Here is a 15,073-nt window from a genome sequence, read left to right on the forward strand (position 1 = left end):
CCGCTCCTGGCGGGCAGCGCGGCCCGCCACCGCGCCGACATCTCCGCGCTGAGCGCCGCCGTGGCACGCGAGGCCGGCGAGATCCGGCACATCGAGGCGACGTGGGTACGGGCCAAGGGGGTACCGGACGCGGGCGGCTGGTTCACCCGCGGCGCCCTCTCCGGCGGCGGTGCCCTCGTGGATCTCGGCTGGCACCTGCTCGACACGGTCGGCCCGCTGCTCGGCCCTGCCGCGCACTACACGCGGGTACTCGGCTCGGTCTCGGCCGACTTCCTCGGGCAGTCCCACGCCACCTCCTGGACGCGCTCGGCATCCTCCCCTGCTTCGACCACGTCCTCGGTTCCGACGAGGTGGCCCGGGCCAAGCCCGCCCCCGACATCGTCCTGCGCGCCCTCGAACTGCTCGGCGCCGCGCCGGAGGAGGCCATGATGATCGGCGACGCCACCACCGACATCGCCGCCGCCCGCTCCGCCGGCGTCATGGCCGTGGCGGCCCTGTGGGGCGAGTCCTCCGCCGGGGCCCTCCTCGCCACCCACCCCGACGCCGTCCTCACAACCCCCGCCGACCTCCTCGCCCACTGCCCCGCCGTCGCAGGCGCCCTCTGACAACGGGCGCCCCTCCGCCCCTGCCTCCTCCGCACGCGAGGGGCCGGGCCGGGTCGGCAGGAGAGCGGCCGGAGCCCCGGCTCAGCGCCCCTTCTCGACCGGTTCCAGGATCGCCACGCCCTCGAAGTGCTGCGTCATCGGGAACAAGTCGAACGCCCTCAGGACCCGTACCCGGTACCCGTTCTCCGCGAAGTGCTTCAGGTCGCGGGCCAGGGCGGCGGGGTCGCAGGCGATGTAGGCGATGCGGCGGGGGGTGAGGGTGGTGAGGTGGCGGACGGTGGATTTACCGGCGCCCGCGCGTGGGGGGTCGAGGACGATCAGGTCGGCCTCGGTGATGCCGGTGCGGGGCAGGACCTGGTCGACCTTGCCCTGTTCGATGCGGACGCGGGGGTAGTCGGCGAGGTTGTGGCGGGCGTCCTCGACGGCGCGCTTGGAGGTCTCGATGCCGAGGACCGCGCCCTTCTCGCCGACGCGGTCGGCCAGCGCTCCGGCGAAGAGGCCGACGCCGCAGTACAGGTCCAGGGCCGTCTCGCCCTTGCGCGGCGTGAGGCCCTGCATCGCGGCGCGCACCAGCGTGTCCGCCGCCTTCGGGTGGACCTGCCAGAAGCCGCCGTTGCCGACGCGCCAGGTGTGCTCGTCGGCGCGCTCGCGGACGAAAGCGCGGCCGTGGACGCGGTGGACGCCGCCGTCCTTCTCGTCCACGCGCAGCACCGAGACGGGCTTGTCGAGTTGGACGAGGGGCAGGCGGGCGCCGGGACGCGGGGTGAGGATGACCTGGCGGTCCTGGGAGCCGGTCGCGGCGATCGCCTCGACCGTGTCCATGCCGCTCCAGTCGCGCGACTCGATGCCGAGTTCGCTGACGCCCTCGGCCGCGATGAGGCAGCGGTCGATGGGCTCCACCTCGTGGGAGCGGTGGCGGCGCAGGCCCGCGCGGCCGTCCTCGTCGATCGCGTACTGGACGCGGGTGCGCCACGCGGGCACCTCGCCCGCCGGGAGCTTGTCGCCCTCGGCCGGGAGGACGGTGCCGTCCCAGTTGGCCTGCTCGGGCGTGAGCCCGGCGAGGCGTTCGAGCTGCTCGCGCAGGACGTCGGCCTTGAGACGGCGCTGCGCGCCCGGCTTCGCGTGCTGCCAGTCGCAGCCGCCGCAGCGCCCCGGCCCGGCGAAGGGGCACGGGGCCTCGACGCGGTCCTTCGAGGCGTCGAGGATCTCGACGGCGTCGGCGCGCAGGAAGCGGGAGTCCTCGGCGCCGTCCGTGACGCGCGCGACGACGCGCTCGCCCGGCAGCGTGTGCCGTACGAACAGGACGCGGCCCTCCTCGGTACGGGCGACGCAGTGCCCGCCGTGCGCGACGGGACCGACCTCGACCTCGTACTCCTGACCCACCAGGGAGGCCCCGGACTGCGGTTTCTTCGGTTCTGCCTGCATGGGGAGGGGGCTCCTGAACAAAGGGGGGGTGCGGATCGCCGAGGGCAACAGCCTTCCAGTCTACGGGGCCGCCGCGCGCCGACGGACCGCCCCTCAGTCCTTGGGCTTCGCTCCCGCCGGCTCCTTCGTCCTGCGCTCGACCGGGCCGCGGCGCACGGCGCCGGGCGCGGACCAGTTCTGGCGGCGGCGCACGCGGCGCTTGGCGGCCTCGGAGGATTCGAGCTGGTACGGGACCGAGGTGACCATGACGCCGGGGGTGAAGAGCAGGCGGCCCTTGAGACGCAGGGCGCTCTGGTTGTGGAGCAGGTGTTCGTACCAGTGGCCGACGACGTACTCGGGGATGATCACGCTCACGACGTCGCGCGGGTTCTCCTTGCGCAGCCGCTTCACGTACCCGATGACGGGGCGGGTGATCTCGCGGTACGGGGAGTCGAGGATCTTGAGGGGGATCTCGATACCGCGCTGTTCCCACTCGGCGCGCAGGGCCTTCGTCTCGCTCGGGTCGACACCGACGGTGAGGGCTTCGAGGGAGTCGGCGCGCATGAGGCGGGCGTAGGAGAGGGCTCGTATCGTCGGCCGGCTGAGGCGCGAGACGAGGACGACGCTGTGCACGCGCGAGGGGCGCAGCACGTCCTCGGTGTCCTCGGTGCCCGGCGCGGGCAGGGCGATCTCCTCGCTGATGCGGTCGTAGTGCTTGCGGATCGCGGTCATCGTTCCGTAGAAGATGACCATGCCGAGGACCGCGACCCAGGCGCCGTGCGTGAACTTCGTGATGAGCACGACGACGAGGACGATGCCGGTGAGGCAGGCGCCGAAGGCGTTGATGCCGCGCGCGCGGTGCATCCGGCGGCGCGCGGCCTCATCGCGCTCGGTGGCCAGGAGACGGTTCCAGTGCCGCACCATGCCGGTCTGGCTGAGCGTGAAGGAGACGAAGACCCCGACGATGTAGAGCTGGATCAGGCGGGTCGAGTCGGCTCCGTAGATCGCGAGGAGCAGGGCCGCGGCGCCCGCGAGGAGGACGATGCCGTTGGAGAAGGCGAGCCGGTCGCCGCGGGTGTGGAGCTGGCGCGGCAGGTAGCGGTCCTGGGCGAGGATCGAGCCGAGCAGCGGGAAGCCGTTGTACGCGGTGTTCGCGGCGAGGAAGAGGACGAGCGCCGTCGCCGCGGCGAGCACGACGAAGAAGAACGTGCCGTTGCCGAAGACGGCCGAGGCGACCTGCGTGATGACCGGGTCCTGCACGAAGCCGCCGCCCACGGGGACGCCGTGGTGCAGCAGGTCGGCGGCCGGGTTCTCCGCCATCCGTACGTGCGAGGCCATCGCGAGCCCGATGATCCCGCAGAACATCGTGACCGCGAGCAGGCCCATGAGGGCGAGGGTGGCGGCGGCGTTCTTGCTCTTCGGCTTGCGGAAGGCGGGGACCCCGTTGCTGATCGCCTCGACGCCGGTGAGCGCGGCGCAGCCGGAGGAGAAGGCGCGCAGGAGGAGGAAGACGAGGGCGAAACCGGCGATGCCCTTGTGCTCGGCCTTGATCGTGTAGTCGGCGGTCGGCGCGCTCAGGTCCTCGCCCATGAAGACGCCGCGGACGATGCCCCAGACGATCATGAGGAAGACGCCGCCGACGAAGATGTACGTCGGGATCGCGAAGAGCTTGCCCGACTCCCGTACACCTCGCAGGTTCATGACAGTGAGGAGGAACACGACGACGAGCGCGCACAGCACCTTGTGCTCGACGACGAACGGGATCGCCGAGCCGAGGTTCTCGACGCCGGAGGAGACGGAGACGGCGACGGTCATCACGTAGTCGACGAGCAGGGCGCTCGCGACGGTGAGGCCCGCGCGGGGGCCGAGGTTCGTCGTGGCGACCTCGTAATCGCCGCCGCCGCTCGGGTACGCGTGGACGTTCTGGCGGTACGAGGCGACCACCGTGAACATGAGGAGGACCACGGCCGCCGCGATCCAGGGACTGAAGTGGTAGGCCGACACGCCCGCCACCGAGAGCACCAGCAGCACCTCGCCGGGCGCGTACGCCACGGAGGAGAGCGGGTCGGAGGCGAAGACGGGAAGAGCGATGCGCTTGGGCAGCAGGGTCTCGCCGAGCCTGTCACTGCGCAGTGCGCGCCCGATAAGGAGCCGTTTGGGCACGTCGGTCAATTTGGACACGGCGGCGATCCTAAGGGCTCGAACAGGCGCACACCCACCTCCCACCCCCCGTCCTTGCGAAGTCCTAACGCTTACGCGCGAACTTTGACGCGGCCTTGACGCGACACGGGTCCGGTGGGCGGGCGGATACGTACCCGCCGCGGGACGTGTGTAGCTTGGCCCCTTGTCCGGAAATCGCGGGCCGGCCCGTCCGCACGGCGGGGAGGCTCCCCGGACCGGCCCGCGAGGGCCGCCCGAGTCGATTCAGCCGGAAGGACGGTCGTGCACATCGTCATTATGGGCTGCGGGAGAGTGGGTTCCGCTCTCGCGCAGACCTTGGAGCAGCAGGGGCACACGGTCGCCGTCGTCGACCGCGACCCCACCGCCTTCCGCCGTCTCGGCTCAGGGTTCGGCGGGCGGCGGGTGACCGGCATCGGCTTCGACCAGGACACCCTTCGCGAGGCGGGCATCGAGGAGGCGGGCGCCTTCGCCGCCGTGAGCAGCGGCGACAACTCGAACATCATCGCGGCGCGCGTCGCCCGCGAGATGTTCGGCATCGAGCACGTCGCCGCCCGTATCTACGACCCGCGCCGCGCCGAGGTCTACCAGCGGCTCGGCATCCCGACCGTCGCGACGGTGCGGTGGACGGCCGACCAGATGCTGCGGCGTCTGCTGCCCTCCGGCGCGGAGCCGCTGTGGCGCGATCCGACCGGCGCGGTGGAACTCGCCGAGGTGTACGCGACCGAGGCGTGGATCGGGCAGAAGGTGAGCCGGCTCCAGGAGGAGACCGGGGTACGGGTCGCGTTCCTCACGCGGCTCGGCGAGGCGATGCTGCCGACCTCGCAGACGGTGGTGCAGGACGGGGACCTCGTGCACGTGATGATGCGCAGCGACGACGTGGAGCGGGTCGAGGCGGCCTTCGCCGAGGGTCCGCAGGAAGGCGGTCAGTGATGAGGATCGCCATCGCCGGGGCCGGGGCCGTGGGCCGTTCCATCGCCGGGGAACTCCTGGAGAACGGGCACGAGGTCCTGCTCATCGACAAGACGCCCACCGCGATCTCGGTGGAGCGGGTGCCGCGCGCCGAGTGGCTGCTGGCGGACGCCTGCGAGATCACCTCGCTCGACGAGGCGGCGCTGCAGCGCTGCAACGTCGTGATCGCCGCGACGGGTGACGACAAGGTCAACCTCGTGGTCTCGCTGCTCGCCAAGACGGAGTACGCGGTGCCGCGCGTGGTCGCGCGCGTCAACAACCCGAAGAACGAGTGGCTCTTCAACGAGTCCTGGGGCGTGGACGTCGCCGTCTCGACGCCGCGCCTGATGTCGGCCCTGGTCGAGGAGGCGGTGAGCGTCGGCGATCTCGTACGGCTGCTGCGCTTCAGCCACGGGGACGCGAACCTCGTGGAGCTGACTCTGCCGCCGGAGTCGGAGCTGGCGGGGACACGGGTCGGGGAGGTGCGGTGGCCCGAGGACACGTCGCTCGTGACGATCATCCGGGGGACGCGGGTGCTGGCGCCGACCGTCGAGGATCATCTGGAGGCGGGGGACGAACTGCTCTTCGTGGCGGCGCAGTCGCGGGAGGAGCAGCTCGAAACGCTTCTTTCGGGGCGGGAGTCCGGGGCAGACGTTTCTCGCGAGTAGTGGGCGCCCGCCGGGGTTCCGGGGGCGCTGCCCCCGGGCCCCCGGATTCGGGGCTCCGCCCCGGACCCCGCTCCTCAAACGCCGGAGGGGCTTGATTTTCGGGCCCCACTCCTCAAGCGCCGCACGGCCAGAATTTTCGGGCCCCGCTCCTCGTGCGCCGGAGGGACTGGAAGGTGGCCCGGGTTATTCGGCCTCTGGCTTCTTCGCCCGTTCCGCTTCCTCGGCCTCCATCTCCGCGAAGACGTCGATCGGCGGTGGGGCCTTCGCGAGGAAGATCCAGGTGAGCCAGACCGCGAGGAGGAAGGGGGGGATCTTGAGGGCGACGAGGACCCAGCCCAGCGAGGTCGTGTTCCCCCACCAGTAGAGCGGGAAGAGGATCGCGCACTTCAGGAGGAGGATCAGGCCCCAGGCCCAGCTGGAGCGCGCGTACGCCTTCTTGCGGCCGGGGTTGCGGGTGCGCCAGGAGAGGTTCTCCTTGAAGATCGGGCCCAGGATGAGGCCGATCAGCGGGACACCGGCGAGCGTCGTGAGGATGTACGCGAGCGCCAGCCCGAAGGTGTAGATCATGCCCGGCAGGTAGAAGTCCTTCGCGTTGCCCGTGAACATCGCGAAGAGGACGCCGAAGCCGACGCCGAAGACGCCCGAGAAGGCGTGCTTGATGGTCCCGCGCTGCACGAGCCGCGCGAGCCCGAGGACGATCGAGACGCCGAGCGCCGAGAAGGCGGAGACCTTCAGGTCCTTGTCGATCGTGAAGATCGTGACGAAGAGCAGCCCGGGGACGACCGTTTCGATCATGCCGCGCAGGCCGCCGAAGGCTTCGAGCAGCGCGGCCTCGGTCACGGCCCGGTCGGCCGCTTCCTGGGCCGTCGCGCCCGGTGGTCCGTCCTGCTTCCGGTGGCTGGTCGGCTTGTCGAGGGACGTCACCGGTTACTCCCGTCCGAGGGGCTTGAGTTCGTACTTCGGGTTGAACAGCACCCTACGGCCATGATTCATGCAGACCCGGCCCGAGGCGATCAGCTTGCGCCCCGGTTCTATCCCCGTGATGGAGCGCCTGCCGAGCCATACGACGTCGAGTGGGGCCGTGCCGTCGAAGAGTTCGGCCTCCAGGGCCGGGACCCCGGCGCGCGGCTGCAGGGTGACCGTGCGCAAGGTACCAGTTACCGTGACGAGCTGCCGGTCGCCGGTCGCGGCGATACGCGTACAGCCCGTGGTCGTCTGGGCGTCCTCCTGAAGTTCTTCGGACTCCAGTTCCTCCTGCGGCGTGGAGAGGCGGTCCAGCATGCGGCGCAGCCGACCCGCCGGTCGTTCCGCCTTCTCCGGCCTGCCCGGCCTGGGAGTTCCGCTCATGATGCGCAGCCTATCGGGGACGGGGGGAGGGGTGTCCCCCATGCTTGCTCTTCTTCCCCGCGCTCAGGTCACGAACCCGGGAGTCACTTCTCGAACCGGTACCCCATGCCCGGCTCGGTGAGGAAGTGCCGGGGGTGGGCGGGGTCCTTCTCCAGTTTCCTCCGCAACTGTGCCATGTACACGCGGAGGTAGTTCGTCTCGGTCCCGTACGAGGGTCCCCAGACCTCCTGGAGCAGCTGTTTCTGCCCCACCAGGCGCCCCGCGTTGCGCACCAGGACCTCCAGGAGGTGCCATTCGGTGGGCGTGAGGCGGATGTCGCGGCCCTCGCGCCGCACCTTCTTCGCGGCGAGGTCGACGTGGAAGTTCTCCGTCTCGACGACGATCTCGCCCTCTCCCCCGGCGGGCTCCGCGCGGCGCACGGCGGCGCGGAGGCGGGCGAGCAGCTCGTCCATGCCGAAGGGCTTGGTGACGTAGTCGTCGGCGCCCGCGTCGAGCGCCTCGACCTTCTCGTCGGAGCTGTGCCGTGCGGAGAGCACGAGGATCGGTACACGGGTCCAGCCGCGCAGCCCGCGGATCACCTCGACGCCGTCCATGTCGGGCAGCCCGAGGTCGAGCACGACGACATCGGGGTGGCGGGCCGCCGCGAGCTGGAGGGCCGCGGCGCCGTCGGCGGCGGCGTCCACCTCGTAGTGGCGCGCCCTGAGGTTGATCACGAGCGCGCGGACGATCTGCGGCTCGTCGTCCACCACCAGCACGCGGGTCATGAACGAGCCGCCTTTCTGTCGGGCGAGGAGGGGGATGCGGGGTTCGCGGAGGATACGGGGGACGCGGGGTTCGCGGGGGGCCGGGGCGGCAGGCCGGAGCCGCCCTCGCCCGGCCCGGAGCCGTCGTGCTCCTTGGGGCGGCGCCGGGCCGCCACCGGCAGGGTGAGGACCATCGTGAGGCCGCCGCCCGGGGTGTCCTCGGCGGAGAGGGTGCCGCCGAGCGCCTCGGTGAAGCCGCGGGCGACGGCGAGGCCGAGGCCGACGCCCGAGCCGCGCGGGGCGTCGCCGTGGCGCTGGAAGGGCTCGAAGATGCGGTCCTTGGCCTCGTCCGGGACGCCGGGGCCGCGGTCGACCACGCGGAGTTCGACGCGGTCGCCGAGGGTGCTCGCGGCGACGAGGACGGGGGTGCGGGGCGGGCTGTACTTCACGGCGTTCTCGACCACGTTGCCGACCGCGCGCTCCAGGAGTCCCGCGTCGACGGCGACCATCGGCAGCGTCTCGGGCACGTCGAGGTCCACGAGGGCGTCGGGGGGCAGGCCGCCGAGGGCCATCGGGACGACCTCGTCCAGGTCGATCTCGCGGATGAGCGGGGCCACGGTGCCGGTCTGGAGGCGGGACATGTCGAGCAGGTTGCCGACGAGGTGGTCGAGCCGGTCGGCGCCGTTCTCGATGGCCTCCTGGAGGGCGTCGCGGTCCTCCTCGGACCACGCGACGTCCTCGGCGCGCAGCGAGGTCACCGCGGCCTTGATCGCGGCGAGCGGCGTGCGCAGGTCGTGGCTGACGGCGGCGAGCAGTGCGGTGCGGATGCGGTTGCCCTCGGCGAGGGTGCGGGCCTGGCGGGCCTGCCGCTGAAGGCGCTCGCGGTCCAGGACGACGGCCGACTGCGCGGCGAAGGCGGCGAGGACCCTGCGGTCGGCGGCGGGCAGGACACGGCCGGAGAGGGCGAGCGCCATGTGGTCGCCCACGGGCATGTCGACGTCGGCGTCCTCGGGGCGCGCGGCGGGCTCCGGGCCCACGCTCCCCGCCTGCGTCCACGGCTCGCGGTCGCCCTCGCGCTCCAGGAGGGCCACCGAGTGCATCGCGAACGTCTCGCGGACGCGGTCGAGGAGCGCGCCGAGCGTCGTCTCGCCCCGTAGCACGTCCCCCGCCAGGAAGGAGAGGATCTCCGACTCGGCGCGCAGGCGGGCCGCCTGGTGGGTGCGGCGGGCCGCGAGGTCCACGACGGAGGCGACCGCGACCGCGACCGAGAAGAAGATGACGATCGCGACGATGTTCGAGGGGTCGCTGATGGTGAACGTGTGCGTCGGCGGCGTGAACCAGAAGTTCAGCAGCAGGGAGCCGACGGCCGCCGAGGCGAGCGCGGGGACGAGGCCGCCGAGGAGGGCGGCGCCCACGGTGAGGAAGAGGAAGAGAAGGACGTCGTTGGCGAGTCCAGGGCCCTCGTCGAGCGAGCGCAGCACGAGGGCGAGGAGGACGGGCCCGCCGACGCCGACGAGCCAGCCGGTGAGGATGCGGGAGCGGCCGAGGCGGGCGCCGCGCGCGACCGGCAGGCCGCGGCCCTTCGCCGCCGCCTCGTGCGTGACGATGTGCACGTCGAGGTCGGGGCCCGACTCGCGGGCGACCGTCATGCCGACGCCGGGCCCGAGCGCGTACTGCCAGCTGCGGCGGCGCGAGGAGCCGAGGACGATCTGGGTGGCGTTGACGCCCTTCGCGAAGTCGAGCAGCGCGGCCGGTATGTCGTCGCCTATCACGTGGTGGAAGGTGCCGCCGAGGTCCTCGACCAGCGTGCGCTGGACGGCCAGCTCCTTGGGGCTCGCGGCGGTGAGGCCGTCGCTGCGCGCGATGTAGACGGCGAGGATCTCGCTGCCCGAGCCCTTGGCCGCCATGCGCGCGGCACGGCGGATGAGGGTGCGCCCCTCGGGGCCGCCCGTGATGCCGACGACGATGCGTTCGCGGGCCTGCCAGGTCGACTCGATGTTGTGCTCGCCCCGGTACTGCTGGAGGTACTCGTCGACGCGGTCGGCGGTCCACAGCAGGGCCAGCTCGCGCAGCGCGGTGAGGTTGCCGGGGCGGAAGTAGTTGGCGAGGGCCGCGTCGACCTTGTCGGGGGCGTAGACGTTGCCGTGCGCGAGGCGGCGGCGCAGCGCCTGGGGCGACATGTCGACGAGCTCGATCTGGTCCGCGCGGCGCACGACCTCGTCGGGCACGGTCTCGCGCTGGGTGACGCCGGTGATCGACTCGACCACGTCGCCGAGCGATTCGAGGTGCTGGATGTTGACGGTCGAGACGACGTCGATCCCGGCGGCGAGCAGCTCTTCGACGTCCTGCCAGCGCTTGGCGTTGCGGGCGCCCGGGACGTTGGTGTGGGCGAGTTCGTCGACGAGTACGACGGCGGGGGCGCGGCGCAGGACCGCGTCGACGTCCATCTCGGTGAACTCGGCGTCACGGTGCGTGTGGTGGGCGCGGGGCAGCTCTTCGAGGCCGGTGAGGAGCACTTCGGTACGGGGCCGGGCGTGGTGCTCGACGTAGCCGACGACGACGTCGGTGCCGCGCTCCAGGCGGCGGTGGGCCTCCGCGAGCATGGCGTAGGTCTTGCCGACGCCGGGGGCGGAGCCGAGGTAGATACGGAGTTTGCCGCGGGCCATATCTGCATTGTCCGTGGTGGCGGGCGGAGCTGTCGCCCTGGCCGGGTTTGCGGGGGCGACCTTGACGGGACTCTGACGCCTTCGCCTCGTGGCCTTCCCGGGACTCCGCCCCGGCCTCCGCTCCTCACACGCCGGAGGGGCTGGGAATCGCCCCTCCGGCCAGGGGTTGCTCAGCGCGCCGTGTAGCCGCCGTCCACCAGGTGGTAGCTGCCCATGACGAAGGACGCGCGGTCGGAGAGGAGGAAGGCGATGACCTCCGCGACCTCCTCGGCCGTGCCGAGGCGGCCGGCCGGGTGGAGCGAGACGAGGCCCTCGTGGGCGGCCTCGTCCATGTCCTTCAGGAGCGGCGTCTCGATGAAGCCGGGGCCGACCGCGTTGATGCGGATGCCCTGCGTCGCGTACTCCATGGCGGCGGTCTTGGTGAGGCCGATGACGCCGTGCTTCGCGGAGGAGTAGGCGACGGCGTTCGGGAAGCCGACGGAGCCGAGGATGGAGGCGGTGTTGACGATCGCGCCCTTGCCCGCGGCGGCCATGACCGGGATCTGGTAGCGCATGCCGTAGAAGACGCCACTGAGGTTGGTGGCGATGACGCGGTCCCAGTTGCCGATGGAGTACTCGCCGGTCGGGGAGCTCTCGCCGCTGATGCCCGCGTTGTTGACGGCGAGGTCGAGGCCGCCGAAGGTCTTCACGGCGAAGTCGACGGCCGCCTCGACGGACGCGGCGTCGGTGACGTCGACCGCGACGGCGGCGGCCTCCACGCCCTCCTTCTTCAGCGCGGCGACGGCCGCCTCGGCGCCGTCCTTGTTGTAGTCGGCGACGACGACCTTCGCGCCGCCGCGCCCGAGGCGCTGGGCGGTGGCGAGGCCGATGCCGGAGGCGCCGCCCGTGACGAAGGCGGTCTTGCCGGCGAACTCGGTGGTGTCGACGGGGCTCGTGCCGGTGCTGCTGGTGTCGTTGGTGCTCATGGAATGTCGCTTTCCGTGCTGTGCTGCGGCGGGACCGGGACCCGGCCCGCCTCGGTGACGAGGGTCGCGTAGACGCGGTCGACGAGGGCGGGGCGGTCCTCGCCCGCCTCGTTGCCGCCGCGGGCCCAGAGCCGGAGGGCCGCGAGGAGGACACCCGCGGCCGCGCCGACGACGGCCGCCGGGCGCGGATCGCGCTCGGGGTCGACGCCGAGGCGTGCCGCGAGGATGCGGACCGACTCGTGCTGGGCGGCGACGCGTACCCGTTCGAAGGCGGCGAACATGGTGGGTTCGCTGTCGATGAGCGCGAAGATCCCCGCGTATCCGGGGCTGTCCTGCCAGGCGTAGACGGGGTCGGCGAGCCAGTCGGCGACGGCCGCGCGGTAGGCGGGCAGCGGCGGTTCGTGCGCCGGGCGGGCGCGCAGGGCCGCGTTGATGCGCTCGGTGTCGGCGCGCGCGAAGTCGAGCGCGGCCTCCTCCTTGCCGGAGAAGTACCGGCTGAACGTGCGCCGGGTGACGTCCGCGCGCTCGGCGATCGCCTCGACGGTGACGGAGTCGAGCCCCTCTTCGAGGATCAGTTCCATCGCCGCGCGGGCCAGCGCCTCCCTGGTCCGCAGGGCCTTGCGGCGCCTGCGGTCCTCGGGTGCGGGCGCCTGTGCCCGCCGCGTCTCCTCGGCCTTCATGCCTTCCACCGTACTCCTCTTCTGTCTCATAGGGACACTTGTCCCGTCGGGACTTTTCGCAGTTCACGCGTACCGGGGAACGCCGAAGGGGCCGCACTCCCGGAGTGGGAGTGCGGCCCCTTCGTCTTCGTCCTTGGCCGTACGCGGCCGTACGGCGTCCTGCGCTCGCTCAGCGGATCTCGGTGATCTCCGGTCCCCGGGCGAGCTGGCCCATGTCGCCGCCGAAGCGGGACCCCGAGCCCTGGCGGTCCTGCTGCACGCCCTCGGGCACCATCTGGGCGTCCTCGGGGAGCTTGAGCACGATCGGGTCGCGGGGCGCCATCGGGCCCTCGCCGCGGACGACGACCGTGTCGCGCACGATCTGCTCCAGGACCCCGGCGGCCTGCGGCTGCACCGCGCCCTGGCCGGAGATGACCCCGCGCAGGAACCAGCGCGGGCCGTCGACGCCGACGAAGCGGACGACCTGCTGACCGCTCTTGCCGTCGGGGAGCTGGATCGGGACCTGCGCGCGCAGTTCCCAGCCGAGCGGGCCCTCGATCTCGTCGATCAGGCCGCCTTGGCGGGTGATGCCGCTCGCGATCTCCTCGCGCACCTCGCCCCAGATGCCCTCGTTCTTGGGGGCCGCGAAGCCCTGGAGCTGTACCGCGCTGTCGCCGAGGACGACGGTGGCGGCGACGATCGCGTCGCCCGCGACCTCCACCCGCAGCTCCATGCCCTCGACTCCGGGCACGAAGAGGCCGCCGAGGTCGACGCGCCCCTCACCGGGCTCGTGCAGCTCGGAGATGTCCCAGGGCCCGTCGGGCCGGGCGGCGGGCGGAAGGCTGCGGCGCACCGCCGCGTCCTCGTCGGCCGCCTGCGTCTCCGCGACCTGCTCGGTCTCGCTCTCCGCGTCTTGCGCGGCACCGCTGTTCTTGCGACGTCCGAACACGTCACTGTCCTTCCCGGTCGGATACGACCGAAGCGTAACCGTTCCCACCCGTGCCGTCGCCCACGGCCGCATGCCCGCCGGTGGACCCGAAACCGCCCGCCGCCCGCACCGAACCGGGGAGTTCGCCGACCTCCCGGAACGTGGCCCGTTCGACGCGCTGGATCACCAGCTGGGCGATCCGGTCGAAGCGCTCGAACCGTACGGGCTCGCGCGGATCGAGGTTCACCACGATCACCTTGATCTCCCCACGGTACCCGGCGTCCACCGTCCCCGGGGCATTCACGAGTGCGATCCCGCACCGGGCCGCGAGCCCCGAGCGGGGGTGCACGAAGGCCGCGTGGCCCTCGGGGAGCGCGAGCGCGATCCCCGTCGGCAGGACCGCGCGCTCGCCCGGGGCGAGCACGGCCGCCTCGGTCGTCACGAGGTCGGCGCCCGCGTCGCCGGGGTGCCCGTAGGCGGGCAGCGGCACGTCGGGGTCGAGCCGCCGCAGCGGCACGGTCAGGGGCTCAGGGTTCACTGTTCACTCCGGTGACTTCTGTCCGGCGGCACGGACGGGTACCGCCCGTGCGCCTGCGCCGTACGGACGGGCAGCACGTGCGCACGTACGGTGTCCGGCGCCCGACCCTACCCGCGCCGCGAGGGGGCACAGGTCGCCGTGCCAAGCTTGGATTCATGCAGCCTTACGAAGAACGTCTGACGGCGCCCCGTTCGTGGTGGGCGGTCTGTGTCCTGGTCGGGATCGTCTGCGCCCTCGTGGCGCTGCCGTTCGGGACCCTGCCCCTGCTCGGCGCGCTCGTCGCGGGGGCCGCCGTGTCGGCGGTGATCACCAGCTCGTACGGCTCGGTGCGCATCCGCGTCGTGGGCGGCGCGCTCGTCGCCGAGGAGGCGAAGCTCCCGGTGACGGCGCTGGGCGAGGGAGAGATCCTGGACCGCGAGGCGGCGCGCGAGTGGCGGCTGCACAAGGCGGACCCGCGGGCGTTCATGCTGCTGCGCGCCTACATCCCGACGGCGGTGCGCGTCCCGGTCACGGACCCGGCCGACCCCACCCCGTACCTCTACCTCTCCACGCGCGAGCCGCGGCGGCTCCTCGACGCGATCGAGGCGGCACGGGAGACGAGCCCGGCGGCCTGAGCCCTCCGGGGGCTTGACCAAGATTTTGGGGGCCCGGCCACCTCGGTGGCTTCCCGCCCCTCAGGACTCGGCGTCGCCGCGGGGACCCGGCAGCCCCGGGTACGGCTCCTGCGGCGCCTCCAGCGCCGGCAGCCCCTCCAGGCGCTCCCAGGCGATCGCCCGCCCCCGCAGGTCCTCCCGCACGTGCTCGGCGAGCTTCCGGGTGTCCCTGCGGTTCATGTACGCGCCCACGGCGGCACCGATCATGAACGGCACGAGGTTCGGCAGATTGCGGATCGTCCGCTTCATGATCTGCTGCCGCAGTTCGCGTGCCGCCTGACCGCTGAGCCCTCCGGCGGTGAGCGAGAGCGGTTTGCTCAAGTCGAAACCGCGTTCCTGGGTCCAGGCGGTGAGGTAGGCGGCGCTGCGCTGCGCGCGCGTGCCCGGCGGGCGGTGCCCGTAGACCTCGTGGAGTTCGGCGACGAGCTTCAGCTCGATCGCGGCGACCGCGGTGATCTCGGCGGCGAGTTCGGCCGGCAGCGCGGGCGGTACGGGCATCATCGCGGCGGCGCCGACCGAGGCGCCGACGGCGGAGGCCGAGCGGGCCGCGCCGCTCACGAGTTTGTCGGCCAGTTCCTCCGGGCCGAGGCCCGGGAACTGGCGGCGAAGAGTGGCGAGATCGCGCACCGGCACACGGGGCGCGGTCTCGATGATGCGGTCGGCGAGGAAGCCGACCGCCGCGCGGGCACCGTCACGCCCGCGCCGTAGTCCCTGCCCCACGCCGGAGCGCAGGGTGGTGAGCCTGCCGCCGCGCGCGCGCTTCTCGCC

15 protein-coding genes and 1 pseudogene are annotated in these 15,073 nt (G+C 72.5%); 5 read left to right on the plus strand and 11 right to left on the minus strand.

Annotation, left to right across the window (positions count from 1 at the left end):
* A pseudogene (locus G3I42_RS32330) lies at positions 1-429 on the plus strand (hypothetical protein); the annotation flags it as partial.
* Entirely contained in the window at positions 312-605 is a 294-nt protein-coding gene (locus G3I42_RS38040) for an HAD-IA family hydrolase (protein WP_343244722.1), read from the plus strand. The pseudogene G3I42_RS32330 and the gene G3I42_RS38040, both read left to right, overlap by 118 nt.
* Before the next feature lie 81 nt (positions 606-686).
* On the opposite strand, the gene G3I42_RS32335 is transcribed toward G3I42_RS38040, so the two are convergent.
* Positions 687-2,030 (minus strand): class I SAM-dependent RNA methyltransferase, encoded by a 1,344-nt coding sequence (locus tag G3I42_RS32335; RefSeq protein WP_164291236.1) that lies wholly within the window; start codon positions 2,028-2,030, stop codon positions 687-689.
* Between the two features lie 93 nt (positions 2,031-2,123).
* Entirely contained in the window at positions 2,124-4,190 is a 2,067-nt protein-coding gene (locus tag G3I42_RS32340) for an APC family permease (RefSeq protein WP_343244721.1), read from the minus strand.
* A 261-nt stretch (positions 4,191-4,451) separates the two neighbouring features.
* Between G3I42_RS32340 and G3I42_RS32345 the strand changes: the two genes are divergently transcribed.
* Entirely contained in the window at positions 4,452-5,120 is a 669-nt protein-coding gene (locus tag G3I42_RS32345) for a TrkA family potassium uptake protein (RefSeq protein ID WP_164291237.1), read from the plus strand.
* The gene (locus tag G3I42_RS32350; protein WP_164291238.1) at positions 5,120-5,806 is read left to right on the plus strand and encodes a TrkA family potassium uptake protein; all 687 of its coding nucleotides are present in this window, start codon (positions 5,120-5,122) and stop codon (positions 5,804-5,806) included. The genes G3I42_RS32345 and G3I42_RS32350 overlap by 1 nt, the downstream gene beginning before the upstream one ends.
* 183 nt (positions 5,807-5,989) lie before the next feature.
* Here G3I42_RS32350 and G3I42_RS32355 read toward each other — a convergent pair whose 3' ends face one another.
* From G3I42_RS32355 to dut, 8 genes are all read right to left on the minus strand, one after another.
* Positions 5,990-6,730: a DUF3159 domain-containing protein gene (locus tag G3I42_RS32355; protein WP_164291239.1), complete on the minus strand. Its 741-nt coding sequence runs from the start codon at positions 6,728-6,730 to the stop codon at positions 5,990-5,992.
* A gap of 3 nt (positions 6,731-6,733) precedes the next feature.
* Positions 6,734-7,153 carry an OB-fold nucleic acid binding domain-containing protein gene (locus G3I42_RS32360; RefSeq protein ID WP_203607634.1) on the minus strand — a complete coding sequence of 140 codons (420 nt, stop codon included), beginning with the start codon at positions 7,151-7,153 and terminating at the stop codon, positions 6,734-6,736.
* A gap of 83 nt (positions 7,154-7,236) precedes the next feature.
* Positions 7,237-7,917 carry a response regulator gene (locus G3I42_RS32365; RefSeq protein WP_029397251.1) on the minus strand — a complete coding sequence of 227 codons (681 nt, stop codon included), beginning with the start codon at positions 7,915-7,917 and terminating at the stop codon, positions 7,237-7,239.
* A complete protein-coding gene (locus G3I42_RS32370; protein ID WP_164291240.1) occupies positions 7,914-10,562 on the minus strand; it encodes a sensor histidine kinase KdpD in 2,649 nt (882 codons plus the stop codon). Before G3I42_RS32370 ends, G3I42_RS32365 begins: the two co-directional genes overlap by 4 nt.
* A gap of 170 nt (positions 10,563-10,732) precedes the next feature.
* Positions 10,733-11,527 carry an SDR family NAD(P)-dependent oxidoreductase gene (locus tag G3I42_RS32375; protein ID WP_164291241.1) on the minus strand — a complete coding sequence of 265 codons (795 nt, stop codon included), beginning with the start codon at positions 11,525-11,527 and terminating at the stop codon, positions 10,733-10,735.
* Positions 11,524-12,207, minus strand: coding sequence for a TetR/AcrR family transcriptional regulator (locus tag G3I42_RS32380; protein WP_164291242.1), 684 nt, complete (start codon positions 12,205-12,207; stop codon positions 11,524-11,526). Before G3I42_RS32380 ends, G3I42_RS32375 begins: the two co-directional genes overlap by 4 nt.
* Before the next feature lie 169 nt (positions 12,208-12,376).
* Positions 12,377-13,135: a DUF3710 domain-containing protein gene (locus G3I42_RS32385; protein ID WP_164291243.1), complete on the minus strand. Its 759-nt coding sequence runs from the start codon at positions 13,133-13,135 to the stop codon at positions 12,377-12,379.
* A gap of 1 nt (position 13,136) precedes the next feature.
* Positions 13,137-13,652, minus strand: coding sequence for a dUTP diphosphatase (gene dut / locus G3I42_RS32390; protein ID WP_164291244.1), 516 nt, complete (start codon positions 13,650-13,652; stop codon positions 13,137-13,139).
* A gap of 155 nt (positions 13,653-13,807) precedes the next feature.
* On the opposite strand from dut, the gene G3I42_RS32395 reads away from it, so the two are divergent.
* Positions 13,808-14,266 (plus strand): DUF3093 domain-containing protein, encoded by a 459-nt coding sequence (locus G3I42_RS32395; protein ID WP_164291245.1) that lies wholly within the window; start codon positions 13,808-13,810, stop codon positions 14,264-14,266.
* A gap of 60 nt (positions 14,267-14,326) precedes the next feature.
* On the opposite strand, the gene G3I42_RS32400 is transcribed toward G3I42_RS32395, so the two are convergent.
* The coding region (locus G3I42_RS32400) for a hypothetical protein (protein ID WP_164291246.1) at positions 14,327-15,073 on the minus strand (747 nt) is incomplete at its 5' end.

The organism is Streptomyces sp. SID11385 (assembly GCF_010548245.1).
In the GTDB taxonomy this organism is placed as follows: Bacteria; Actinomycetota; Actinomycetes; order Streptomycetales; family Streptomycetaceae; genus Streptomyces.